Source organism: Antiquaquibacter oligotrophicus (assembly GCF_020535405.1).
Taxonomy (GTDB): Bacteria; Actinomycetota; Actinomycetes; order Actinomycetales; family Microbacteriaceae; genus Rhodoglobus; species Rhodoglobus oligotrophicus.
In genome coordinates, this window is record NZ_CP085036.1 from 123,215 (window position 1) to 147,845 (window position 24,631).

Annotated in this window: 24 protein-coding genes; 12 read left to right on the forward strand and 12 right to left on the reverse strand. The window is 65.2% G+C overall.

Going from position 1 to position 24,631, the window contains the following annotated elements; translation table 11 throughout:
• The first annotated feature begins 12 nt into the window (after window positions 1–12).
• The gene (locus LH407_RS00575) at window positions 13–927 is read left to right on the forward strand and encodes an alpha/beta fold hydrolase (protein WP_322133228.1); all 915 of its coding nucleotides are present in this window, start codon (window positions 13–15) and stop codon (window positions 925–927) included.
• Window positions 924–1,994 (forward strand): glycosyltransferase family 4 protein, encoded by a 1,071-nt coding sequence (locus LH407_RS00580; protein ID WP_322133227.1) that lies wholly within the window; start codon window positions 924–926, stop codon window positions 1,992–1,994. Before LH407_RS00575 ends, LH407_RS00580 begins: the two co-directional genes overlap by 4 nt.
• Before the next feature lie 5 nt (window positions 1,995–1,999).
• Here the strand turns inward: LH407_RS00580 and LH407_RS00585 are convergent, their stop codons facing one another.
• The gene (locus tag LH407_RS00585; RefSeq protein ID WP_322133226.1) at window positions 2,000–2,641 is read right to left on the reverse strand and encodes a histidine phosphatase family protein; all 642 of its coding nucleotides are present in this window, start codon (window positions 2,639–2,641) and stop codon (window positions 2,000–2,002) included.
• A 25-nt stretch (window positions 2,642–2,666) separates the two neighbouring features.
• Window positions 2,667–3,503 (reverse strand): NAD-dependent protein deacetylase, encoded by an 837-nt coding sequence (locus LH407_RS00590; protein ID WP_322133225.1) that lies wholly within the window; start codon window positions 3,501–3,503, stop codon window positions 2,667–2,669.
• Between the two features lie 93 nt (window positions 3,504–3,596).
• Here LH407_RS00590 and LH407_RS00595 point away from each other — a divergent pair, with 93 nt between their 5' ends.
• The 4 genes from LH407_RS00595 (at window position 3,597) to LH407_RS00610 (ending at window position 8,468) form a co-directional block, all read left to right on the forward strand.
• Window positions 3,597–4,406 carry a TrmH family RNA methyltransferase gene (locus LH407_RS00595; protein WP_322133224.1) on the forward strand — a complete coding sequence of 270 codons (810 nt, stop codon included), beginning with the start codon at window positions 3,597–3,599 and terminating at the stop codon, window positions 4,404–4,406.
• 49 nt (window positions 4,407–4,455) lie between these two features.
• Window positions 4,456–6,009 (forward strand): APC family permease, encoded by a 1,554-nt coding sequence (locus LH407_RS00600; protein ID WP_322133223.1) that lies wholly within the window; start codon window positions 4,456–4,458, stop codon window positions 6,007–6,009.
• Between the two features lie 20 nt (window positions 6,010–6,029).
• Complete coding sequence (locus LH407_RS00605; RefSeq protein WP_322133222.1) at window positions 6,030–7,256, forward strand: D-alanyl-D-alanine carboxypeptidase family protein; 1,227 nt, start codon at window positions 6,030–6,032, stop codon at window positions 7,254–7,256.
• A gap of 189 nt (window positions 7,257–7,445) precedes the next feature.
• Window positions 7,446–8,468 (forward strand): fatty acid desaturase family protein, encoded by a 1,023-nt coding sequence (locus LH407_RS00610; protein WP_322133221.1) that lies wholly within the window; start codon window positions 7,446–7,448, stop codon window positions 8,466–8,468.
• Here the strand turns inward: LH407_RS00610 and LH407_RS00615 are convergent.
• Window positions 8,450–9,232 (reverse strand): SGNH/GDSL hydrolase family protein, encoded by a 783-nt coding sequence (locus tag LH407_RS00615; RefSeq protein ID WP_322133220.1) that lies wholly within the window; start codon window positions 9,230–9,232, stop codon window positions 8,450–8,452. The two genes, LH407_RS00610 and LH407_RS00615, sit on opposite strands and share 19 nt — an antisense overlap.
• 261 nt (window positions 9,233–9,493) lie before the next feature.
• Between LH407_RS00615 and dinB the strand changes: the two genes are divergently transcribed.
• Window positions 9,494–10,738, forward strand: a complete 1,245-nt coding sequence (dinB, locus tag LH407_RS00620) for a DNA polymerase IV (protein ID WP_322133219.1) — start codon at window positions 9,494–9,496, stop codon at window positions 10,736–10,738.
• Window positions 10,739–10,806: 68 nt separating this feature from the next.
• Window positions 10,807–12,579, forward strand: a complete 1,773-nt coding sequence (locus LH407_RS00625) for a DEAD/DEAH box helicase (RefSeq protein WP_322133218.1) — start codon at window positions 10,807–10,809, stop codon at window positions 12,577–12,579.
• 118 nt (window positions 12,580–12,697) lie between these two features.
• On the opposite strand, the gene LH407_RS00630 is transcribed toward LH407_RS00625, so the two are convergent.
• The 4 genes from LH407_RS00630 to LH407_RS00645 form a co-directional block, all read right to left on the reverse strand.
• Window positions 12,698–12,901: a cold-shock protein gene (locus tag LH407_RS00630; RefSeq protein ID WP_179496868.1), complete on the reverse strand. Its 204-nt coding sequence runs from the start codon at window positions 12,899–12,901 to the stop codon at window positions 12,698–12,700.
• A gap of 150 nt (window positions 12,902–13,051) precedes the next feature.
• The gene (locus tag LH407_RS00635; RefSeq protein WP_322134923.1) at window positions 13,052–16,468 is read right to left on the reverse strand and encodes an error-prone DNA polymerase; all 3,417 of its coding nucleotides are present in this window, start codon (window positions 16,466–16,468) and stop codon (window positions 13,052–13,054) included.
• Window positions 16,469–16,497: 29 nt separating this feature from the next.
• A complete protein-coding gene (locus tag LH407_RS00640) occupies window positions 16,498–18,048 on the reverse strand; it encodes a DNA polymerase Y family protein (protein ID WP_322133217.1) in 1,551 nt (516 codons plus the stop codon).
• Complete coding sequence (locus LH407_RS00645) at window positions 18,045–18,737, reverse strand: hypothetical protein (RefSeq protein ID WP_322133216.1); 693 nt, start codon at window positions 18,735–18,737, stop codon at window positions 18,045–18,047. The genes LH407_RS00640 and LH407_RS00645 overlap by 4 nt, the downstream gene beginning before the upstream one ends.
• A 107-nt stretch (window positions 18,738–18,844) precedes the next feature.
• Between LH407_RS00645 and LH407_RS00650 the strand changes: the two genes are divergently transcribed.
• Complete coding sequence (locus LH407_RS00650; protein ID WP_322133215.1) at window positions 18,845–19,273, forward strand: DUF1761 domain-containing protein; 429 nt, start codon at window positions 18,845–18,847, stop codon at window positions 19,271–19,273.
• A gap of 3 nt (window positions 19,274–19,276) precedes the next feature.
• Here the strand turns inward: LH407_RS00650 and LH407_RS00655 are convergent, their stop codons facing one another.
• On the reverse strand, window positions 19,277–19,909 hold the full coding sequence (locus tag LH407_RS00655) for a LysR family transcriptional regulator substrate-binding protein (RefSeq protein WP_322133214.1): 633 nt from the start codon (window positions 19,907–19,909) through the stop codon (window positions 19,277–19,279).
• A gap of 50 nt (window positions 19,910–19,959) precedes the next feature.
• Here LH407_RS00655 and LH407_RS00660 point away from each other — a divergent pair, with 50 nt between their 5' ends.
• Window positions 19,960–20,334, forward strand: a complete 375-nt coding sequence (locus LH407_RS00660; RefSeq protein ID WP_322134922.1) for a DUF5997 family protein — start codon at window positions 19,960–19,962, stop codon at window positions 20,332–20,334.
• Between the two features lie 44 nt (window positions 20,335–20,378).
• On the opposite strand, the gene LH407_RS00665 is transcribed toward LH407_RS00660, so the two are convergent.
• Window positions 20,379–21,032 (reverse strand): HdeD family acid-resistance protein, encoded by a 654-nt coding sequence (locus LH407_RS00665; RefSeq protein ID WP_322133213.1) that lies wholly within the window; start codon window positions 21,030–21,032, stop codon window positions 20,379–20,381.
• A gap of 38 nt (window positions 21,033–21,070) precedes the next feature.
• Here LH407_RS00665 and LH407_RS00670 point away from each other — a divergent pair, with 38 nt between their 5' ends.
• Together LH407_RS00670 and LH407_RS00675 are read left to right on the forward strand one after the other, a co-directional pair.
• Window positions 21,071–22,399 (forward strand): FAD-binding oxidoreductase, encoded by a 1,329-nt coding sequence (locus LH407_RS00670; RefSeq protein WP_322133212.1) that lies wholly within the window; start codon window positions 21,071–21,073, stop codon window positions 22,397–22,399.
• Complete coding sequence (locus LH407_RS00675; protein WP_322133211.1) at window positions 22,396–23,130, forward strand: DarT ssDNA thymidine ADP-ribosyltransferase family protein; 735 nt, start codon at window positions 22,396–22,398, stop codon at window positions 23,128–23,130. Before LH407_RS00670 ends, LH407_RS00675 begins: the two co-directional genes overlap by 4 nt.
• Window positions 23,131–23,144: 14 nt before the next feature.
• On the opposite strand, the gene LH407_RS00680 is transcribed toward LH407_RS00675, so the two are convergent.
• Genes LH407_RS00680 through LH407_RS00690 form a run of 3 tightly spaced genes read right to left on the reverse strand, consistent with a single transcriptional unit; the run spans window position 23,145 to window position 24,585 of the window.
• Window positions 23,145–23,822: a histidine phosphatase family protein gene (locus tag LH407_RS00680; RefSeq protein ID WP_322134921.1), complete on the reverse strand. Its 678-nt coding sequence runs from the start codon at window positions 23,820–23,822 to the stop codon at window positions 23,145–23,147.
• Entirely contained in the window at window positions 23,822–24,106 is a 285-nt protein-coding gene (locus LH407_RS00685; protein ID WP_322133210.1) for a GNAT family N-acetyltransferase, read from the reverse strand. Before LH407_RS00685 ends, LH407_RS00680 begins: the two co-directional genes overlap by 1 nt.
• Entirely contained in the window at window positions 24,103–24,585 is a 483-nt protein-coding gene (locus LH407_RS00690; protein ID WP_322133209.1) for a glutathione peroxidase, read from the reverse strand. Before LH407_RS00690 ends, LH407_RS00685 begins: the two co-directional genes overlap by 4 nt.
• Window positions 24,586–24,631: the final 46 nt, after the last annotated feature.

The following is a 24,631-nucleotide window of genomic DNA, read 5'->3' on the forward strand; positions in this document are numbered from 1 at the left end:
AGGATGGAGAGCGTGCCCGTCCCTTCTCCTTACGCGCTTCTGCTCTCCAACGTAATGGTTCGCGAGGCCTCGGTGAGTGTGCTTGACAGCTCGACGAGTTATTGGGATTACGGCCCGCCCAATGCAGACACCGTTGTCGTCGCGGTGCACGGCTTCCGCGGGGAGCACCACGGACTGGATCCGGTGGTGGCGCACCTTTCGGGCATCCGCGTGATCAGCCCCGACCTCCCGGGTTTCGGCGAATCCGAGCCGCTCCGCGATCTCACGCATGACATCGCAGGGTACACGGCGTGGCTCCGGGCCTTCATCGAGGCGCTCGGACTGCACGCGCCGGTCATCCTCGGGCACTCGTTTGGTTCGATCGTCGTGTCGGCGGCAGTAGCCGGGGGAGTCGAAGCCTCGAAGGTCATCCTTGTGAACCCCATCGCCGCCCCCGCGCTCTCCGGACCGAATGGGTTCCTCAGCCGACTGACACTGCTGTATTACCGAGCTGGCCGTGCGCTGCCTCCGAAGCTCGGTGGGGCACTCCTGAGCAACTGGCTCATCGTTCGATTCATGAGCCTCCTCTTGGCGCAATCACCCGATCGCGATCTTCGACGGTGGGTCCACGACCAGCACCACACCTACTTCAGCCGCTACGCGACACGTGACTCGGTCGTTGAAGGGTTCGAGGCATCCATCAGCGCCGACGTGAGCCAGTTCGCGCCCTCGATCACCGCGCCGACCCTACTCATCGGTGCCGATCGCGACCCCATCACGACTGTCGACGCGCAGCGCCGCCTCGTTGAACTGTTCCCGGATGCCCGGCTCGAGATCATCCCCGCTGTCGGGCACCTCATTCACTACGAGAAGCCGCGGGAGGCCGCTTCGGCCATCGTCGAGTTCCTGGGCGACGGAGCCGTGGCCGTCTCGGAGGCAGCCGCGTGAAGATTATCTTCGACTGCCGCTACACGCGCCTCGGTCGTCACGACGGCATCTCGCGCTACGGCGCACGTCTCGTCGAGGAGCTCGGCAAGCTGCATCCCGTAACGATGCTCATCTCGGATGAGCGACAGCTGGAGATGCTCCCCGACCTCCCGTGGGTGATGGGGCCAGACCCGACGGGCGTAACCGAGCCCTGGGTCGCACGCACCGTCAATCGTTTTGCGCCCGATGTCGTTTTCACACCCATGCAGACGATGGGGCCGGGCGGACGCCGCTATGCGCTCGTCACGACCGTTCACGACCTGATCTACTACAAGCATCGAACGCCACCGCGTGACCTGAATCCGGCGCTGCGTCTGCTCTGGCGGGGTTATCACCTCTGGTACGGCTTTCAACGGGCCGTTCTCAATCGCGCCGACGCCCACGTCGTCGATTCCGAGACCACACGTCAGCTCATGGCCGAACACAGGATGACACGCAATCCCATGCACGTCGTTCTGCTCGGCACTGAGCAGCCCGCGACCCCACCGGACAGGACTATCCCCGAGACCCGCGACCTCGTCTACATGGGATCGTTCATGCCCTACAAAAACGTCGAGCTCCTGGCACGTTCACTCGCCGACCTTCCCGGGTATCGTCTTCGCCTCATGAGCCGCATCTCCGACGCCGATCGAACACGACTTGCCGCCATGGCTCCCGCCGGCACCATCGACTTCCTCGGCGGGGCCAGTGACGAGCAGTACACCGATGCGCTCACATCGGCTTTTGCCCTCGTCTCCGCGTCCCGCGACGAGGGCTTTGGCCTTCCTGTCGTCGAAGCCCAGGCCCTCGGCACACCGGTGCTCCTCAGCGATACCCCGATCTTCCGTGAGATCGGTGGCGAGGCGGCAGGTTTCTTCGACCCCGACGACACGGCATCGTTCGTGCGCGCCGTGCGAGAACTCGAAAATCCCGAAGAGTGGCGCCGCCGTTCCCAAGCATCGTCCGAATGGGCGCGCCGGTACAACTGGCCGGACGCCGCACGCCAACTGCTCGACATCCTGAGAGAGACGGTCGCACGAAAGCGCTGATCGAGTCAGGCGCGCGCCGCTTCGTCCTCTTCACGTCGCTCGATGGGGTTCTGCTGATCCAGATCATCGGTCGCCGCGCGCAACGATTCCTCGTCGATCGGGTCATCGAAGGCGATGAGGGAAAAACTGCCGCCCTCGTGGCGGAAGCTGTGGACCGAACCATTCGGAATACGACCGTGGTGGCGATCGGGGTCAACGACGGAGAGCACGGATCGGATGACGCCGCCGTGGCTGACAACGAGCACCGCGCCGTCGGGGTGGCGTTCCGCGAGCTCCAGCAGGGCGGGCAAAACCCGCGCGACCACCGCCTCGCGCGACTCTCGGCCCGGGACATCCGACCCGGCGGGAAAACGCTGCGAGAGTTCCGGGTCTGACAGCCCTTCGGCTTCGCCGTAGGCGCGCTCGACGAGGTCGGCTACCGGCACGGGACCCGGTAACCCGATCTGGGTCGCGATGATGTCGCCGGTCTCCATCGCGCGGGATAGCGGTGACGAGTAGATGGCGTCCCACGCCCGCTGAGCGAGGAGCTCGCCCGTTGCGAGGGCTTGCGAACGACCGGTGTTGTTGAGCGGGATGTCCGTGCTGCCCTGAATGCGGTGCTCACGGTTCCACTCGGTCTCGCCATGGCGCACGAGATACAACAGCACGGGTGACCTTCCCGGAACGGGGGGCTCAGGAAAGCCGGTCGAGAAGCTCGACCAGGGTTTCCGACGTTCCGGACTCGATCTTAAGGGTCGCGCGGTGATCGACCTTCGTCTGGCCCCGATTGATCACGATGACGGGAAGCCGCCGACGAGCGGCCTGCTCGAACAACCGGATGCCCGAATTCACGACGAGCGACGAACCGGCGATGATGAGGGCATCCGCTCGCTTGATGAGTGCCCTGGCCTCGTCGAACTTCTCGCGAGGGACAAGTTCGCCGAAGAACACCACGTCGGGTTTGAGGATGCCGCCGCACACGCTGCAGTCCGGAACGCTGAACGCATCGACATCCTCGATCTCCACGTCGCCGTCGGGGGAGAGCACGATGTCGTCGGTCGCAACGAGCCAGGGGTTCAGCTGCTCGAGGCGATCGGCGATGTTTGCTCGCGCATAAAACTGTCCGCACGTGAGGCAGCGGACTCGATCCATCGAGCCGTGCAGATCCACGACGTGACCAGAACCCGCCCGGAGGTGGAGCCCGTCGACGTTCTGCGTGACGACGCCGCCGACGATACCGCGGCGTTCCATGGTTGCGATGGCTAGGTGGCCGGTGTTGGGCTGGGCTGCATCGAAGCGCTTCCACCCGAGGTGGCTGCCAGCCCAGTACCGCTTACGGTAGTCCGCGCTCGTGAGGTACTGCTGGAACGTCATGGGTGTGCGAACCGGTGCGCCTTCACCGCGGTAATCCGGGATGCCCGAATCGGTGCTGACGCCGGCACCGGTGAGTACCGCGATGCGCTTGCCCGCGAGCAGAGCGACGGCAGGCTCGAGACCGCTGGCCGGGACAGCCGTAGAGTTCAGGCTCATCGCACACTCCTTGTCGCCCTCTCAGCCTAGGGTCGGTTTTTTTCCGATATGTTTCCCCACGCTGGCAGTCACACCGCGGAGCGAGGGGAAACCGTGCACCTGGTTCCGATTTCGACCCTCGACGACCCCCGTCTCGACGACTATCGGGGGCTCACCGACGTTGCCTTGCGGCGCAAGTCAGAGCCCGAGGGCGGTCTCTACATCGCCGAATCCGCCAAGGTGATCGGCCGGGCTCTCGCGGCGGGCCACCAACCCCGCTCCGTGCTGCTGACAGAGAAGTGGTTGGCCGACGTTGAGCATCTCCTCCGCGATCACGACGTTCCTGTCTTCGTCGGCACTGCCGAAGTCCTCGCTGAATTGTCGGGCTTCGTCATGCATCGCGGTGCACTCGCCTCCATGCACAGACCCCCGCTACCCGCGCTTGCCGACGTGCTTCGCGACGCCCGACGGGTCGTCGTCATCGAGGATGTCGTCGATCACACCAACATCGGAGCGATCTTCCGGTCCGTCGCAGGGCTGGGCGCCGATGCCGTGCTGGTGACACCGCGCGCGGCTGACCCCCTCTATCGACGGAGCGTTCGAGTGAGCATGGGGACCGTGCTCCAGGTGCCGTGGACACGCCTGCGGGAGTGGCCCATCGGAGCCGACGATCTTCGGAGCGCGGGATTCCATCTCGCAGCGTTAGCGCTCGCTCCCGACGCGGTCTCCCTCGATGACTTCGCCGTCGACCCGCCGGAGCGGATCGCGATCCTGCTCGGCACCGAAGGCGACGGGCTCACCTCAGCTGCCCTCGACGCGGCCGACAGCATTGTCACGATTCCCATGGAACACGGGGTGGATTCGCTCAATGTGGCCTCGGCGAGCGCGGTCGCACTCTTCGCGTTGAGAGTTCGCGCCGGATAGCCACCCTGAGGACTATGCTCTGCCGTACCCGACGGCGAGGAGGCCCGAGATGACGGAGACAACTGGTACTCAACCCGGAACGGCGCGGATGCCCGACAAGGGGCTCGCGACCGGGACCCTCGGTCTCATCGGGTCCACCGTCATCGGGCTTGCCTCGACGGCTCCCGTCTACTCACTCGCGGCGACCCTCGGGTTTGTGGTCCTCGCGGTGGGGGCGCAGGCGCCCATTGCGTTCATCCTCGCCTTCGTTCCCATGCTTCTCATCGCCTTTGCCTACCGCGAGCTCAATCGCGCGGTACCCGACTGCGGGACCACGTTCACGTGGGCCACAAAAGCCTTCGGACCGCGCGTGGGATGGATGGGCGGGTGGGGTGTCGCCGTGGCTGGCATGGTGGTGCTCGCCAACCTCGCACAGATCGGCGGCAAATACTTCTGGATCCTCATCAACGAGGATCTGGCAAACAACCCTGTTGTCGTCACGGCGACGGGTGTGGTCTTCATCGCCCTCATGACCTACATCAGTTACCGCGGCACCGAGATCGGCGAAAAGCTCCAGAACGTGTTGCTCGGCATCCAGTACCTCGCGCTGGCGATCTTCGTGATCGCGGCTGTGGTTGCGGTGGCGACCGGTTCCGCTCCCGCAGGGGCAACGACCCCCGAACTCTCGTGGTTCAATCCCTTCGCGTTCGAATCGGCCTCCGCTTTCGTCGAGGCCATCCTGCTCGCGCTGTTCATCTACTGGGGTTGGGACACGTGCCTGGCGCTCAACGAGGAGACCAAGGATCCGGAGAGGATCCCGGGGCGGGCAGCGATCCTCACGACCCTCATCCTCCTCGTCACCTACGTTGGCGTGACGGTTGCCGCCATGGCCTACGCGGGGCTGGGAACCACCGGGCTCGGGCTCGGCAACGAGGACAACGCCGAAGACGTCTTTTTCGCACTCAAAGACGTGCTGTTTGGCCCGTGGGCGTGGCTGCTCGTCGTCGCCGTGCTCGTCTCGGCGGTGTCGTCGACGCAGACGACGATCCTGCCGACGGCCAGGGGCACGTTGGCCATGGCCGCGTATCGGGCGCTCCCGCGACGGTTTGGCACGGTGCATCCGAAGTATCAGACTCCCGCTTTCGCGACCATCGTCATGGGGATCGTCTCCACCGTGTTCTACGTCGGCCTCACGATCGTCAGTGAGGACTTCCTGTCGGACACGATCCTGTCGTTGGGGCTTGCCATCGCGTTTTACTACGCGATCACCGGATTCGCCTGCGTGTGGTTCTTCCGTAGGGAGCTCTTCGCCAGCGCACACAACGTGTTCTTCAAGTTCCTGTTCCCCTTGATCGGAGCGATCCTGCTGACGGCGGCGTTCATCTTCTCCGCCATCGACATGTTCAATCCCGACTACGGCTATACCGTCCTCTTCGGCGTTGGGGGTGTGTTCGTGGTCGGGATCGGATCGCTCGCTCTTGGCGTGGTGCTCATGATCGTGTGGTCGTTCTTCCCGCGATCCAAGCCGTTCTTCCGGGGGGAGACGCTCAATGCGACAACCGAGGTCCTCGTGCCGGACGAGACCGTGCCGCCCCGCCGGTCCGTCGACGGCGGCTGGGCTTAACGCGTGCTTACGATGGAGTAGTGCCCACCGCAACACCAGCCGTCTATCGACGCCGACGGCTCGCCGTATTCGGTGGGGGAGCGGTCATTCTCGCCGCGATCTTCTACCTGCCCGTCACGCTGCTCGCACCGACTCCCATCACCGCTGCGGTGGTGGCAGACGTCCCGGCACGCGACGGCGTAGAGCCCGCCCTGTCCTTTCCCGCGTACGGTGCAGCGGGAATCGGCGCCGTCGGCTACGAGGGAGTACTGGCACAGTCGGGAACGACCGACCCACTACCCATCGCGTCCATCTCCAAGGTCGTCACGGCGCTTGTTGTGCTTGAAGCGCACCCTCTGGAGCCCGGAGAACTCGGCCCCTCCGCGACCATGGGTGACATCGACGAGCAGTTCTACGCCGAACAGGTCGCCCAGGACGGCATCGTGGCGCCCGTGAGCGCTGGCCAAACGATCTCTGAGCGGCACATGCTCGACTTGGCTCTCATGGCCTCCGCGAACAATTACGCCCAGTCGGTCGCAGCGTGGGCGTTCGGGAGCGAGGCCGCCTACGTCGAAGCAGCACGCGACTGGCTCACGCGCAACGGTTTGACCAGCACGACGATCACGGATGCCACGGGCATCCAGCCGAGCAACACGAGCACGGTGCGCGACCTCATCGAGCTTGCGCGGATAGCGACGGCGCAGCCCGTCGTAGCCGAAATCGCGGCGACCTCGGTCGTCGAGATCCCGGGAATCGGTACCGTGGCCAACCGGAACGGACTCCTGGGAATCGATGGCGTCGACGGCATCAAAACCGGAACACTCGACGAGTCGGGAGCGTGTCTGCTGTTCTCAGCAGACCATGTCGTGGGCGACGAGACCATCACCGTCCTCGGCGTTGTCCTCGGCGGCCCGGACCATGAGACCATCAACTCCGCCATCCGTGGGTTGCTTTCCGAGGCCGCGGCCGGGTTCCAGCAGACGCAACTGACCGCCGAGGGCGAGAGTTTCGCCGAGTACACAACGGTGTGGGGCGAACGTGCCCGTGCGGTGACGAGCGAGGGTGCGAGCGTCGTGACGTGGCAGGCTGTCGCCGTCGAGACTGCCGTCGATGCAGAGGACCTCTCCACTGGCGTGAAGGGTACCGAGGTCGGTTCGGTCACGTTCACGGTGGGGGATCGGTCCCTCACCGTTCCCCTCGTGCTGGACACCGAAATCGAGGATCCTGGGCCGTGGTGGAGACTGGGAAACCCCGGTGAGTTGCTCTGACTCCACCGCATCCGGAGTTCCACCTCGGGCCGTCGCACTAGGGTGAAGTCATCAGGGCATTCGCCCGAAACCGAGTGGCTGAGAAGTCATCTGAACTTCTGAGGTCACGTGTCAGTTTCGTCGTCCAGTCCCATCATCCGAACCGGCGATAGGGGGCTGCGACCGCAACTCTCGGAGTTCGCCGCACTCATGAACACCGTGCGCGACGCCGGTCTGCTTCGACGCAGACGAACGTTCTACTTCGTGCTTCTCGCCGCCATCACCACCGCCATGGTCGCGGCGTGGTTCGGCGCCGTCATGCTTCAAGACACGTGGTACACCCTGCTCATAGCAGGGGCGATGGGTGTGCTGTTCACTCAATACGCGTTCGTGACCCACGAGTTTGCGCACCGTCAGGTGTTCGCCTCCGGTCGCGCCAACGATGTTGCTGGTCGGCTGATGGCGGACCTCGTGGTGGGCATCTCGTACTCGTGGTGGATGAGCAAGCACACGCGCCATCACGCGAGCCCCAACACCGTCGGCAAGGATCCCGACATCATGCCGGACACCATCGTCTTCCAGGCCGACGACGCGACCGCCACAACCCGACTCGGGCGCTTCCTCCAGCAGCGGCAGGGCTGGTTGTTCTTCCCGGCGCTCCTCCTCGAGGGCGTCAATCTGCACCGGCACGCGTTCGCGACCGTGCTGAACCCCAAAGTCAAGGTCGACAAACGCTCGCTCGAGATCGTCCTCCTCGCGGTGCGCAATGTCGCGTTCATCGCTGCGGTGTTCGCCATCATGCCCCTCGGTATGGGTTTCGCGTTCCTTGGCGTGCAGTTGGCCGTCTTCGGTCTCTACATGGGCGCGTCGTTTGCTCCCAATCACACGGGGATGCCCCTCCTGCCGAAGGGCTCGAAAGTGGACTTCCTGCGTCGACAGGTGCTCACGAGCCGCAACATTTCGGGTGGACCCGCCGTGGATATCTACATGGGCGGACTCAACTACCAGGTGGAGCACCACCTCTTCCCGAGTATGCCCCGCCCGCACCTGCGGAAGGCCGCCGAGATCGTGCGCGAATACTGCGAGCTCAAGGAAATCCCCTACACACGGGTATCACTCGCGGCATCGTACGGCGCGGTGATCCGATACCTCAATGAGGTAGGGCACGGGCCAGCGCGTGATCCCTTCGCATGCCCCGCAGCGGGTCGAGTCGGTTATACGGGAGTCTCCTGATCTGGCCACCCCGGTCGCTTGGGTGTGATGTGGTCACCGGATGACTGGTGCCTGACGCGTCGCAGAACCCAGGGCACGAGGTACTCGCGAGCCCACCCGACGTCCTCGACACGCGCCTGACGCCACGAGACTCTGGGCAGCGGCTCGGGCTTGTACGGCTCGAGGTCGTTCGGCACATTGAGTGCTGCAAGAACCATACGTGCGATGGTGTGGTGACCGACGGGGGAGAAGTGAAGACGGTCTGGCGCCCACATCCGCGGGTCGGAAAGCTCTCGTAGCGCCCACATATCGGCGACGATCGCGTCGTGACGGGAAGCGATGGCGCGAAGGTTCTCGTTGTAAATGGCAACCTTGCCGCGAACACGTCTGAGCACGGGCGTCATGCCGATATCCGGCCCGTTGAACATCACCACCGTCGCGCCGTCGGAGCGCAGGCGCTCGATGAGCGACTCGAAGCGGGACGCAACCTCATCGGGATCCGTGCCAGGGCGGATGATGTCGTTACCGCCTGCCGAGACACTGATGAGGTCTGGTTTGAGGGTCAGGGCGGCATCCGCTTGCTCGTCGGCGATCTGTTGGAGGAGCCGTCCGCGAATGGCCAGGTTCGCGTAGGCGAAATCGTCCGGACCTTCACTCAGAACCTCGGCGACACGATCGGCCCATCCGCGGTGACCGCCCGGAGAATCGGGCTCGGGGTCACCGATTCCCTCCGTGAACGAGTCGCCGATCGCGACGTACCTGCTCCAGGGATGCTGCTGTGCCATGGAGAACAGCTTTCCTCATGAATCGGTTCGCACGCCACCGGACACGATGGTCGTGCATCCGTCACACCCGCCTTGCCCCCCGTTCGGGGCAGTGCAAGTATGGAACCGGAGCCGCACGCGGCCTCCACGATCGATTCACAGCGTCGATTGGTCTGCAGCGGGGGCGACGCACTCGGGATCGTTGTCCCCGCTGCCCTCAGTGGGCACACTCCGCTCTCGGTCGCTCCCGTGGTCGTCAGGGGCAGGTGACAGGATGGGCGCATGGGCAAGCAGGACGGGCGGGAACGACAGGTCACCGTCGGCGTCATCGACTCGTCGACTGCCCCCATCCTCCACGTGGACATGGACGCGTTTTTTGCCTCCGTCGAACTCTTGGACCATCCCGAGCTCGTCGGAAAACCGGTCATCGTCGGACACAACTCACCGCGGTCCATCGTGACCGCCGCGACCTATGAAGCACGAAAGTTCGGCGTCAATTCGGCGCTCCCGATGGCGATCGCCCTGCGGCGGTGCCCGCAGGCGATCATCCTCGAGCCGCACTACGAGCGCTACCAGCACTACTCGAAACAGGTCTTCTCGATCTGCGATGAGCTCACTCCCGCTGTCGAACGCCTCGGAATCGACGAGGCGTTCCTCGACGTGTCTGGCGCGCGATCGTTGTTCGGGTCACCACAGCAGGTCGCGGAACTCCTGCGTGCGCGGGTTCGCGCCGAAACGGGCCTCGTGTGCTCCGTCGGGGCGGCAGCAACGAAGTACGTCGCGAAGGTGGCATCCGGCCTGTCCAAGCCCGACGGCCTCCTCGTGATTCCTCGCGACGAGACCGTTGCCTTTCTGCATCCGCTCCCCATCAACAAGTTGTGGGGCGTCGGCGCCAAAACAGAGGAAGTGCTCCGCGCCCGCGGGTTCTCGACCATCGGTCAGATCGCTCACGCCGATGTCGACACGCTTCGGCGGGCCGTGGGGGACTCCGGAGCGCGTCGCTTGCACGACCTGGCGTGGGGGCGAGACGACCGCGTAGTCCACGCGGGTGCCGAGGAGAAGAGTGTCGGACACGAGGTCACCTTCAGCACGGACGTAACCGACGCCGGTGACCTCCGTCGGGAACTCCTGAGGCTGTCGAACATGGTCGCCGTCAGACTGCGCCGCCACGGCGTGCTCACTCGAACCGTTGTACTCAAACTCCGCTACGACGATTTCACAACCATCACCCGCTCTCGCACGATCGCCGAGCCCACCGATCTGGGCAAAATCGTCTACGACGAGGTCCGGTCCATCCTCGAGTCGGAGTGGGCTGGCCGGCCCGTACGACTTATCGGTGTGAGAGGCGAGCAGCTCGTCCACCCCGACGGTGTCGCGCCCGCGCTGTGGGACGACGCGGCCGACTGGCGTGAGGCCGAGAGTGTGATGGATGCCGCGAGCGACCGATTTGGCAGGGGCGCCGTGCGCCCGGCTGCCCTCCTCGGCCACCGAGCGACCGAGCGCCCCCGTCTCGGCCAGCGCGACTAGTCCTCCCCAGCATTTCGGGGCGTCGTCCGCGCGGGGTATGTCGGGCGGCTCGGGTAACGTCTTATCAAGTGAGTACACCCGCGCTTCCCGGCCCCACGGTCGGCACATTCGCGGCAGAACACCTCTCGCCGTCCTACCCGGAGCGCGCAGCCCGCGGTACGGCGGCCAAGCTGCGTGCGTGGCAGGCGGAGGCGCTTGATCTCTACTTCGAGCGTGAGCCGCGCGACTTCCTCGCCGCCGCGACACCCGGCGCAGGCAAAACCACCTTCGCCCTCCGACTGGCCGTCGAACTCATCGCCCGGCGTGTTGTCGACCGCGTCACCGTTGTGGCGCCGACCGAGCACCTCAAGCGGCAATGGGCGGACGCGGCACACCGCGTCGGCCTGCGGCTGAACCCCGCATTCGCCAACGGTGACGTGTGGGGCGGTCGGCGTTTTCACGGCCTCGCCGTCACCTACGCGCAAGTCGCCGTGCGTGCATCCCTCCACCGCGAGATCACGGAGTCCGCTCGCACCCTCGTGATTCTCGACGAGGTTCACCACGGTGGAGACACCCTGAGCTGGGGCGACGCGATCCGTGAAGCCTTCGAACCCGCGACGCGGCGCTTGTCGCTCACGGGGACTCCGTTCCGCAGTGACACAGCGCCGATCCCGTTCGTGACCTACGCACCCGATGAGAAGGGCATCAGGGTCTCGCAGACCGACTACAGCTACGGCTACGGTCGCGCCCTGCAGGATGGCGTCGTGCGCCCCGTGCTCTTTCTCGCGTATGCGGGCACGATGCGGTGGAGAACCCGTATGGGTGACGAAATGGAAGCGCGGCTCGGTGAGGGCGACACCAAAGACGTCACCGCTCAGGCCTGGCGCACCGCACTCGATCCTGGTGGGGAATGGATGCAAGCGGTACTGCGTGCCGCCAACACTCGACTGAGCGAAGTGCGTCACGCGATACCGGATGCCGGTGGACTCGTCATCGCGACAGACCAGCAGGCCGCGCGCTCCTACGCCGCCCTCCTCCACTCGATCACGGGCGAACGCCCCACCGTTGTGCTGTCCGACGAGAAGGAGTCATCGAGCAGGATCGAGGCCTTCGCGGAGGGCGACTCCCGCTGGATGGTGGCCGTTCGTATGGTGTCAGAGGGCGTCGACGTTCCACGGCTGTCGGTCGGCGTCTACGCCACCTCTGCCTCGACACCCCTGTATTTCGCTCAAGCCGTTGGTCGTTTTGTGCGGGCCCGACGCCGAGGCGAAACGGCATCGATCTTCGTGCCCACCGTCCCACCGCTTCTGTCCCTCGCGCGCTCGTTAGAGCTCGAGCGCGACCACGCGCTGGATCGCGAGCGAAATACCGACGAACTCCTCGACGACGGGCTTCTCGAGAGCGAGAACCGCGAAGAACAGACGAGCGATCGCCTCACCGACGAGTTCACGTGGGAAGCCATCGAATCGGATGCCAACTTCGATCACGTGCTGTTCGACGGGGACGAGTTCGGGGCGGCAGCGTTTGCCGGCACCGACGAGGAGCTCGATTTTCTTGGCCTCCCCGGCATACTCGAGCCCGACCAGGTGCGGGAACTCCTACGGCAACGTCACCAGCGTCAGCAGCGCCGAGCATCCGGGCGACCGGTGGAGGAAAAGCCGCCGGCCCTGTACCGCACTCTCAAGGAGCAGCGCACGCTCCTGAACTCCCTCGTGGGAATGCGTGCGAAGCTCTCGGGTGAGCCCCACGGCTTGATCCACGCAGAGCTGCGGCGCGTCTGCGGCGGACCGGCGGTGGCGCAGGCGAGTGTCGCACAGCTGCAGGCGCGCATCGACTACATCCGGCGTTCCCTGCGTCACTAACCGGAATGACGAAACGCCCCGGCCGTGGCCGAGGCGTTTCGCTACTGAACTGGTACCCAGAACCGCCGATCCGCTCCACTGCGGCGCAATGTGGCGGCGGTGCGGGTGGGAAGCAAGATCAGATGGGGCGGATGTTCTCCGCCTGCGGGCCCTTGGGGCCCTGGGTGATGTCGAATTCGACCTTCTGGTTCTCATCGAGAGACCGGTAGCCGTTCGACTGGATTGCCGAGTAGTGGGCGAACACGTCAGGACTTCCGTCCTCAGGGGCAATGAAACCAAAACCCTTTTCCGCGTTGAACCACTTGACGGTGCCTTGTGCCATGTAAAACTCCTCCAGGAGCGTTCTGCTTGGCCCCGACAGTCGAGGCCGCATCCGCGCACAGCCCTAGAGAGCACGCGAACGTGTGCCCAAGGCTATAGCAGTACCGTGCAGTTGCCACCACTGTTTAGCAAACCGGTAACGAAACGTCACCTACCGGAAATCTCGCGATCGAGTCTGCGGCGCCATGGACAGCTGCTCAACGTGATCGGCGACAACGTTGATGACACCGTCGGGGGAACGTTCGAGCATCCCGCGGATCACGAGAGCGGGCGCCTCCCGGACCACTCGGCGAAAACGCCCCCACAAGCCAACACTGCAGATGACATTGACAAAACCGGTCTCGTCTTCGAGGTTCACAAACGTGATGCCACTGGCCGTCGCCGGCCGTTGCCGATGCGTGACGACACCGGCAACACGAACTCTCCTGCCCGACTCCGCCGTGGTCAGATCATCGGCCGAGAGGATGCCCTGCTCGCGCAACACCGACCTCAGGTGAGCAACGGGATGGCTGTCGGTCGAGACCCCCGTAGCCCACAGGTCGTCCATGAGCCGCTCGACGTCGGTAGGCATCGTGAAGAGGGGCGGCTGGACAGCAACAATCGAGCCCGCGAGGAATTCGGGGCGATCCTGCGCTGCATTGCCGGCGTTCCACATCGCCTCGCGAGTGGTGTGGCCGAAGCATTCGAAGGCCCCGGCTGCAGCCAGCGCCTCCAACTGTGCGGTGAGAAGGCCGGTACGGCGAACGAGGTCGTTCATGTCACGGAACTCACCGTGGGCGTCACGTTCGCCGACGATGGCCTCCGCGACCTTGTCGCTGATACCCGACACCTCATCGAGACCCAAGCGCACGGCATAGGCGCCGTCGCGGCGATGGTCGTTTGTGTCGAAAGGCGCAGAACGGTCGAAGGGACCGACGGGAGGTTGCTCTCGGTCGAGGCAATGCGGATCGCCGGTCGAGCCAAGGAACGCCGAATCCGTCGCCTCGAGTGCGGCGCCAGCCCTCGAGCGTTGGATGTCGGGCCTGAGCACCTCGACACCGTGGCGACGGGCATCCGCCACCAGACTCTGCGGAGAATAAAAGCCCATGGGTTGGGCGCGCAGAAGCGCTGCCAGGAAAGCGCCGGGGTAGTGCAGACGCAACCACGCGCTCGCGTAAACGAGGAGCCCGAAGCTCAAGGCGTGGCTCTCGGCGAAACCAAAACCCGCAAAAGCTTGGATGCCGCCGTAGATCTGATCGGCGGCCTCGCCGGTGATGCCGTTCTCCTTCATTCCCGCGTAGAGCTTGTCGCGAAGTTTTTCGATCTTCTCGACACCGCGTTTAGAACCCATGGCCCGACGCAGCAGGTCGGCGTCATCGGGGGTGCAGCCTCCCACGGCGACGGCGATCTGCATGAGCTGTTCCTGGAAGATCGGGACCCCGAGAGTGCGCTCGAGCGGCTCGAGGAGGTTCGGATGCACGTAGCTCACCGGCTCCTGACCCATCTTGCGCCGCACATACGGATGCACGGCGCCACCCTGGATGGGCCCGGGTCGCACGAGCGCGATCTCGACGACGAGGTGGTAGAACTCGCGGGGCTGCAGGCGGGGGAGTAGCCCCAGTTGGGCCCGACTCTCTACCTGGAACACGCCGATCGCATCCGCCCGACACAACTGGTCGTAGACACCCTGTTCCTCCTTGGGGAGGGTATCGAGGTCGAGTTTCTCGCCGAGTGTCTCCTCCACGATGTCGAAGCAGTACCGCAACGCCGAGAGCATACCGAGACCGAGAAGGTCGAACTTGACGAGTCCCATCCAGGCGCAGTCGTCCTTGTCCCACTGCAGCACCGTGCGTTTCTCTTTGCGCGCGTGCTCGATAGGCACCACCTCGCCGACCGGGCGCTGGGTGAGCACCATGCCTCCAGAGTGGATGCCGAGATGGCGTGGAAACTTCATGGCCTCGAGGGCGAGCCCGATCACCTGGTCGGGGATGTCGTGATCCTGCTGCACCTGGTCGGGCAGGGGAGTCCACCTTTCGACCTGCTTGGACCACGCATCCTGCTGGCCCGGCGAATACCCGAGCGCCTTCGCCATATCGCGCACCGCGGCCTTCGGCCGGTACTGGATGACATTGCAGACCTGAGCGGCGTTGCGTCGACCGTACTTCTCGAATACGTACTGGATGATCTCCTCGCGACGATCGGACTCGAAGTCGACATCGATGTCCGGTTCTTCCTCGCGCATCGTCGAGATAAAACGCTCGAAGGGCAGTTTGTACCGAATCGGGTCCACCGCGGTGATGTCGAGCAGGTAGCAGACGACGGATGCCGCTGCCGAGCCTCGTCCCTGGCACAGGATGCCGCGGCTTCGCGCCTCGCGCACGATGTCCCACACGATGAGGAAGTACCCCGGGAACCCCTTCTCCTCGATGATGTCGAGCTCGTGGTGGATGCGTGCCCCGATCGACTCGGAGAGCTGCATCCCTCGTCTCGCCGCGCCCGCCCACACGAGTTCGCGGAGGTAGCTGGCCGGCGTGTGCCCCGGTGGCACTTTCTGATCGGGCAGTGCGGGTTTGGTGCGGCGGAGTTCGAACGCGAGTTCATCGGCGATGGTGACCGTGTTCTCGATGGCCCCGGGGTAGCGGGCAAACTTCTCCGCCATCTCGGCACCGGAACGCAAGTAGGCCTGCCCTGCAGCCGGAAGCCAACCGTCGAGCTCGTCGAGGCTGCGTCGTGCTCGTACCGCTGCGAGAGCGGCGTGCAGATGGTGATTCTCCGGGGTCGCGTAGTGAGCGTTCGTAGTGGCGACGATACGCAGGCCCCGGTCGCTCGCGAGCTGGGCGAGCGCATCGTTGCGGGCATCGTCAAGGGGGTCGCCGTGATCGAAGAGTTCGACGACGACGTTGCGCTCACCGAACAGGTGCAGCAACCTGTCCAGTTCGCGACCAGCGGCGCGAGTGTCGGGGATGCCCATACCCAGAGCCCTGCGCACGGCACCCTTGCGGCATCCGGTGAGTACTATCCAGTGCCCGTCGGCTTCGCGTGCGAGATCCTCGAGGCGATAGCTCGGCCGCCCCTTCTCCCCGCCAGCCAAGTGGCCAGCCGTGATAGCGGAGGAAAGCCGGTGGTACCCCTCCTCTCGCCGCGCGAGCACAAGGAGGTGATCTCCCTCCGGGTCGGCCATGCCGTTCTGTGGTGCGTTCAGTCCGAGCGAGAGCTCGGCACCGATGATCGTCGCGAGCCCTAATTCGGCAGCGGCTTCTGCCATCCGCACTGTGCCGTAGAGACCGTCATGGTCGGTGAGCGCCAGAGCGTGCAGACCGAGCCGAGCCGCTTCCTCCGCCATGAGTTCTGGCATCGTCGCACCGTCGAGGAAGCTGAAACTGGAATGCGCGTGCAACTCCGCATAGGGAACGGCCTGGCTCTGAGGCTGACCAACATCGGCGGGAGGAACGTAGGCCTTGCGCTTGTACGACCATGCCGGACTGTCACCGCCGTCAGCACCGGGAGGCGGCGATGAGCCTGGGCGGCTCACATCGCTCAAGCGACGTTCGAACTCGGACCAGGGGACGGGAGGGTTATTCCATCCCATGGCCGTCACCCCGATGAGTGTGAGCGACGTCAGTCATAGCGGGCCTCTGCCCACCAGCCGTCGCCGTCGAGCACAAGAAGCCAACCGCAGCCGGTGGCATCCACCACTTGGAACCGCCACGAGCGAGTCGCCTGTTCCGGTGCCCACCAACGCTCATCGACCGGCCACGGGCCGCTCCACGCGGTGAGGTCGAGGGTTCTGCTGCCCGAGGTCATACGAACAAGGGATGCGGATACTCGGCCACGCGCGTCCACCGCGACACTCTCGTCGCGCTCGTCAACGACGTGCACAGCGTGCCGTGGCACAAAAACGGTGGCGGGCAGAGGCGAGGGGAGCCTCCCTGGCCATGGAGCGGAACGTTGTCGAACACCAACGGGGCGGTCACCCCAGGCAACGAGGTGCTGACGGTCGGCGAGTGTGCGCCCTCCACCGACGGTGGGCACGAGCACGGCCTCGTGGCCGAGGAGACCCTGCACACGGGAAAGACCGTGATGGATACGCTCGTCCGGGCCAGCGCCCCACAAGCCAGCCTCGTGATGCTGCACGGCGTCCACGGCGTCGGGCAGCACCACAACACGTGTGATACCCGCCGTGAACTCTGCGCCGGTGGCTTGCCAGCGAACGCGGTCGACGATGTCGGCGGGGGAGAAGGAACGCGGATGCAGCCACGTACGCTCGTGCACCTGCCCGGCATCCGACTCCAATCGCACGAGGATCGCCGTGCACACGAGGCGGCGTGCGAGGAGCTCGTCGACGAATCGTTCGGCGTGTTGCCGCATACCGAAGGCGACCTGATCGACGAGTTCGAGCGCGGGCTCGAACACGACCTCGGAGTGGATGTCGTCGGGAACGTCGCGCGGAACGAGCGGGTGACTGTCACTGCCCGCGGCGAGAGCGTGAAGACGCGCGCCGTGCACCCCGAATCGAGTGCTCACGTCGCTGGCATCCAGGGCGGCGAACTGAGCGAGGGTACGGATGCCCAACCGGCGTAATAACGTGACGATGCCGCCCACCTCGGGTACCGGCCCTTCCTCGAGCACACCGATATCGAGGGGAGCGAGAAAGCCGGCCGCCCCACCGGCTTCGACGAGCTCGACCGCGTTCGCGGCGCGACGGGCCGCGAGTTCTGCCGTAAAGATACCGTCGGCAACACCCGCGCGCACGAGCCCTCCACCGTGTTCGACGAGTCGTGAGACAAGAGCGAGCGCCGCCGGCCGCTCGCCGCCGAAGTAGCGTGCGACACCGCGCACCCGAACAGCGCACAGTCCCGGGCGCAGCACGGTGGCCGCCGGCGTGAGCTCCTCGATGGAGGCGACGAGGGGTTCGAAGAGCCGCGCGTCTCGATCAGCGTCGTAGGGCTGCACTACGAGGTCAGGACAGCGCGCCTGTGCTTCTCGGACCCGCAAACCACGCTTCACCGACTCGTGCCGCGCAGCAGCGGATGCGGCAACGACGACGCCTTTATCGATGAGCGCTATCGGAGCATCCGGGGGCAGCGACGAAGCGTCGAGCGCTGCGGTGACGGGCCAATCGGCACACCACAGCACGATGACGCGCGGAGGAGCCTTCTGGCCCGTCATCCGGTCGCCGCCCAGCGCTCCGGGGCCGCCGAAAGCGGCTGAACGGTTGCATCGCTCGAGGGAAGCCAGATGCGTGCACTGCGCGGCCGCCCGGCGGTGCGCGTTGTGACCGTGACAGTGACCTCGCGCGCCGCGAGGTGACCGTGGCCCTGCCCGATACCGTGCCAGCGCCCGTCGTCGAGCGAGAACATCGCCTCACCCTGGGGCCAGGGCCCGAGTACGAGGAGGGTCGCACCGCGTTGCCGTAATCGCGCAGCGAGCCTGGCGACACTCGCATCGCTGGCTCTGGCCGGTGGCCGCGTGACGACAACCCCCATGATGTCGGCCATAGCCGCAGTCACCGTCATCCACTGATCGCCGGGGCGAGGAATGAGCACAAGACGCTCGAGGTCGACTCCGAACTGTTCGGCCGCTTCGATACCGAACTCCGGCATTCCGACAACCCCGCACCACGCCCCGGCAGCCGAGGGCGCTGCCAGAAGGGTCATGAGCAGTGTGGCCGATCGCTGCACAGAGTAGGCGGCCCCCTGACGCAACCCACCTTCGGGGAGAAGCCGACCGATCGCAGGATGGGTGGGAATCGTGCGGACGTCGAGCTTTGTCGCCTGCATCGACGAGATGCGCGCGCGCAGCTGGCTCACCGTGTCGGCGGGTGCCGATGGAGTGGGGGATGCCAGAGCTGCTGTCACCTGACCATGCTCGAACATACATTCGATAGTGTCAACCGCCACCGACACTAGACGGCGTGTCGCACTCCTCACTACAGTGACGGCACATCGTCAGTCAAGGAGAAGCCATGACCGTTCCCGAGATCAACTGGATCGCTGTGATCCTCGCCACCCTCTCCACCCTCATCATCGGGTCGGTCTGGTATTCGAAAGCAGTCTTCGGCAAGCGCTGGATCCGACTCGCCAAGATCGACGAATCGAACATGGGCAGCGCCGTCGGGCCCATCGTCGTCACCATCGTGGTGAGCTTCATCACGGCGCTCGTCCTTGCGGGAGCGGCAGCCATCGCCCAGAACTTCTATGGCGGGAATTTTCTTGTCAACACCCTCGTGACCGCCGTCATCCTCTGGGCGGGCTTTACGGCGGCCAGAGTCATCACCCACGATGCGTTCGAACGCCGCCCAGCGGGCCTCACGATCCTCACCATCGGCCACGAACTTGTGACCATGCTCGTCATGGGCCTCATCATCGGCCTCTTCGGGATCAGCGCCGCCTAGGAATCAGCGCCGTTTCGAGCGCTTCTGGGGTGTTCCTGACTTACGTCGCGCGGCAGCGGCGGGCTTCGGTCGAGGCTTCGACTTCTCCTGCTCCTTCACCGGCGCGGCACCACGCGAACTGTTCGCCGTGCGTCCGCGCACGATGCCGATGAACTCCTCCGTGAGATCGGATGCCGCCCCCTCGTCCCACACGAGAGCGATACGCGTCACCGGCTGGTCGATCGCGGACCGAGCTACGACATCACGTCGGGAAAGCGCTCGCGCAACCGAGTGCGGCATGATCGCAACCCCCACACCCGTCGCCGCGAGCTCGACCGCTGCTGCCCAGTCCCCGTCGATGAGGTGGATGCCCGTCAGGTCGTTCGGGGACACCGCGTCGAGTATCGACAACTCGTGGTCCTTAGCCATCACGACAACCGGCTGCTCCTCGTAGAGCGGAATCGCGGCAAACCCGTCGGGGGCCGGCATCCGCACGAACACCGCATCGGCCTCACGGGCCACGAGAGCACCGACGGCATCGGCCTGCGGCAGGGGAGTGAGGGTGAGTGGATGCTGCGGCATCCGTTCACCCCACACACGAGCCCACTTGCCGGGGGTGACTCCCGGTACGAACGCGACAACGAAGGCTCCGGACACCGCCTCAGGCTAGCGGAGCGCCATAACATTGAGGCGTGTCAGATCAGACGATGAAGCCCGCGACCGCAGCCAAGAAGCTCGGTATCTACCTCCCTGCGACCCCGCCAGAGTTTCAGGAGGGAACGGTGAGCCGGTCGGAGTATGCCGATCTCGTCGCCAACCCGCCGGAGTGGCTGGTGGAACTCCGCAAGAACGGTCCGCACCCGCGTGCGGTCGTCGCCCAGAAGCTCGGGGTCTCCGCTTCGGGTCTCGCGCGAGCGGGGGCTCCGGATGTCATGACGAGCGCGGAGATCAAGAGCTTGCTCGAGGAGATGCCGGAGTGGCTCGTGGTCGAGCGTGCCACTCACGCGGCCGTCAACGAGGAGAACGCTCGGGTGAAGTCGGAGCGTGCGGCCAAGCGCGAACTGCGTCAAGGCGGTCGTTAAACCGCGAAAGACGTCGGAGTTACCCGACGCCTTTCGAGTGAATATCAGGCGAACTGCGGCTCGACGGTCTCCTTGCCGTGCGAGCGAGCCTGGATGGCCGCGACCGCGAGCATGATGCCGAAGGCGATCGCGTAGATGCCGATCGCGAATACGAGACCAAAGATCGCAGCACCCGGAACAACCCAGATGAGGATTCCGAGGGCGATACCGAACAGGATGCTCGCGACACCGGCGATGACGGCCCAGGTCTTGCCCTTGCCGACAGCCCCGGAGGCGGAACCGATGACCATGACGCCGTGGGCGATGTTGTAGAACACGATCGTCCACAGCAGGAACAGCCCACCAACCAGACCGGCGAGACCCGGAAGGATGAGCGCCGCGAGGCCAGCGAGTACCGAAACGATACCCGCGAAGAGCAACCATCCCCACCGCGGAGCTGTGTTGCGAATGCGCACGGCATGGATGATCTCGGTGATGCCGTCGACGAGAGCGTAGGCACCGAAAACGATCGCGATCGCGAGGAAGGCCGATGCAGGCCAGATGAGTGCGAGCACACCAAACGCGATCGCAAGGATGCCACGGATGAGCACCCACCACCACGGGCCGGCACTGAGCTGAACGAGGGGCTCTTCGAGCTCCTCTGCGGCGTCCTCGATCTGATTGTCGAGCGGCGCGGACGAGGCTGCAGGATCTGTCATGGCACCACCGTATCGGAGGCGGGTGCAAGGATGGGAGCGTGAGCATCACCGATTTTCCGACCCAGTTCAGGGGGCGCGTCCTCACCCCGGAATCGCCCGAATTCTCGGAGGCAACGGCCTCCCTCGCAGGCAAGGGAACACCCCTTGCCGTCGTCGCACCTCAAACACCCGCCGACGTCGCCCTCGCCGTTCGGTACGCGGCCGACCATTCCCTGCTTCCCGCGATCCGCAGCGGAGGGCACAGCGGAGGCAATTTTGTCCCGTCGGGCCCCTTCCTCCTCATCGATCTGGCACACCTCGACGGCGTCGATGTTCTCGACGATGACCTCGTACGTGTCGGGCCTGGCGCGCGCTGGGGAGCCGTCGCAGCAACCCTCGGCAACCACGGTCTCGCGTTGACCTCCGGCGACACCTCATCGGTCGGGGTCGGTGGCCTCGCCCTCGGCGGCGGTGTGGGGTGGCTCGTCCGTCTCGATGGCCTCACGATCGATTCCCTCGTCGAAGCGGAGGTTGTCACCGCTACGGGTGAGATCGTCACGGCGAGCTCTGCGGTGAACCCGGAGCTCTTCTGGGGCCTCCGCGGCGGCGGCGGAAACTTCGGTGTCGTGACGGCTTTCACGTTCCGAGCACGGCGCCTGGCTGGCGTCGTCTCGAGCACCGTGGTGCTCGACCGCTCTCAGTTGGCATCCGCGATCAAGGGCTGGCGTGACGTCATGCGCACCGCCCCGGATCAGCTCAGCAGCACCGTGATGACGATGCCGTCGTTCGGACCCGACATGCCGGCATCCGCCATGATCGTCTCCTGCTGGGCGGGCACCGACGTTGAGGAGGCAACTGCTGCGGTTGCACCACTGGCCGCGCTCCCCGGAGCGCTGCAGCACATCATGCAGCCGAGTGCGTACGCCGACCTGCTCCACGAACCGCCCGCGCCCGCTGGCCCACCGATGACCTTCATCGACAACGCCTCGTTCACCCCCGACCTCACCGACGAACTCATCGACTCGCTGACCGAGACGATCGAACGCTTCGAGGCGTCGGTCTTCTCTCTTCGCAGCCTGGGTGGAGGTTTTGCCCGTGTTGCCGGGGATGCCACGGCCGTGGCCTATCGCACGAGCGAAACACTTCTCTTCGGCGCCGTGTTCCTTCCCATCGATGCCGATGAGACGGCACGCCAGCGTGTCATCGATGCGTGGACTGAACTGCCGGGCCCGCGTGTTGGCACCTTCAGTACGTTCATCTCGCGCACCGGACCTCAGGTTCTCGACGAGATCTACCCTCCCGCAACCCTCGAGCGCCTCCGCGCCGTGAAGCGAGAGTGGGACCCGACCAACCTTTTCCGGCTCAACCAGAATGTGGCACCAGAGTGACCGAATGCATCCACGGGCTCGAGGGTGAACAGTGCGACGTGTGCTTCCCGCAGAAGAAGGCGGACAAGCCAGCACCCGCGCGGATTGCGACGCGAACGCGCAACACGACCGACGTTCGTCCGTCACGCGCCGCCGCTACGCGCTCGTTCAAGCCCATCACCGAGGAGCGCGTGTATTACGTTGCGCACGTCTCCACGCTGCCTTCACTTCTCGAACGCGGTGCGATAACGGCTGACGCGCCGACGCTCTATTCCGAGCTGGGTACCGAGCTCAGGACAACTGCGGAAGTGACCCATGGCCGACCCGTCGCGTCCTACGTGTCGTTCAGTCTCACGCCCGATTCGGCTTCGTGGCTCGAACTTCGCGCGGGCGCCCTCGGTCCCGGCTGGTCGGCGCAGGCGCAACGGTCCACACCGTCGGACTTCGTGTTTCTCGTGACGACAATCGGCGCGCTCGGTCCCGTCACCGTCACCGACGGCAACGCTGCAGGCACCCTCACACGCTTTATGAGCGAGACGGAGGATGTTCGCCGCGCCGTAGCGCGCGCCCTAGCGGACGAGGACCTCCGGGCCCGAGTCGAGGTGCTCGTGGATGGCGAGGTGCCGCTGTCGAGCATCCCGACCATCGGCGTCGCGAATGAACCGACAAAGGAACGGCTGCGCTCGATGCTGTCGGGCAGCGGGCTCACCCCGCGCATCGCGGTCTACCCGCCCTGGTTCCAGTCGGAGTAATCGAGCGACGGGTCTCAGGTCTCGTCGAGCGCGTCGTCGAGGGTCTCACCCGTGGGGTCGTTGGCGTCGGCATCCACGAGATCTGAGCCGCCGATCGGCGTTCCCTGCCAGGCGAGAAGGCGCCAGCCGGAATCCAGGTCGCCCTCGAGCTCGATAATGCCCGTGTTCTGGATGTCATGCTCGCCGGCGTACGAAGGCGCTACGTTCGTGGCGCTACCGGCAACCCACACGCGGATGGCTGCACCGTGGCTCACGACCGCGGCCGTCTGCGCCCCGGACGAGGCAACCTCTCGAATGGACGAGTCGAAGCGACGGAAGAACTCGTGTCCGTCCTCGCCACCCGGCATACGCGGCGTGCGATCTCCGAGTCCCCACGCAAAAACGGTCTCGAGATAGATGCGCACGGCCTCATGATCCCGACGCAGCTCGAGTTCACCGGCAGCGATCTCGTGAAGGCCGTCGAGTTGCACGGGCGAGAGAGCCAGGCTCGCGGCCAGTGGCGCGGCCGTGAGATGAGTACGCCGCAGGGTGGAAACCCAGATGCCATCGATCGACTCGGCGCGCAGGGCATCCGGAATCTGGGCGGCCTGCCGATGTCCGAGCTCAGTGAGCCCTGGGCCGGGGGCAGCCGTGTCGAGCAGGCCTTCGACGTTGCTCGGTGTCTGGCCGTGCCGAATGAGCAGGAGCCGCATCACCGTGTGAGAAGTGCGGCACGGTCGGGGTGCGCCTCGAACCAGTCTGCGACGTACCAGCACATCGGCACGATGCGACGCGTGGAGTTCTTCTCCACGTCGTCGACGGCGAACTGCACGACCTCGCCGGCAAGACCCTTACCTCGGAGGTGAGGCTGGGTGTACGTGTGGTGGAACGAGATTGTGTCCCCGCTCACGCGGTAGTCGGCGACGGCGGCGAGTTGCCCGTCGACTACGAGGGTGTACCGCTGAGCGTCGGGCTCGTGGTGGAACTCGCGGCTCATGGCAGGGCATCCTCGATCACCGAAACGATCTTCGGATCGGTGGGAACAACATCGGGTCGGAAACGATGGATGTCGCCAGCCGGTGTGATCACAAACTTCTCGAAGTTCCACTTCACCCTGCCGGCCTTGCCGGACTCATCCGGAACCTGGGTGAGCTCCTGGTAGAGCGGATGCGCCTTCTTTCCGTTCACCCGCACCCGTTCGAACATGGGGAAGGTGACACCCCACGTCGTCGAGCAGTACTCCTTGATCGCATCCTCGGTTCCGAGCTCCTGGAGGAACTGATTGCTGGGGAAGCCGAGCACGGTGAAGCCCTTGTCCCCGTAGGTCTTCTGCAGTTCTTCCAACTGCGCGTACTGGGGCGCAAGTCCACACCGCGAGGCGACGTTGACGACGAGGACAACCTTGTCGGTGTACTCGGCGAGGGTCGTGGATTCGCCGTCGATGGTCGCGAGCGGGATGTCGTTGATCGTGGTCACGTCACCAATCTACGTCCGACCGCTGAGGATTACCCAAGCGGGGCGC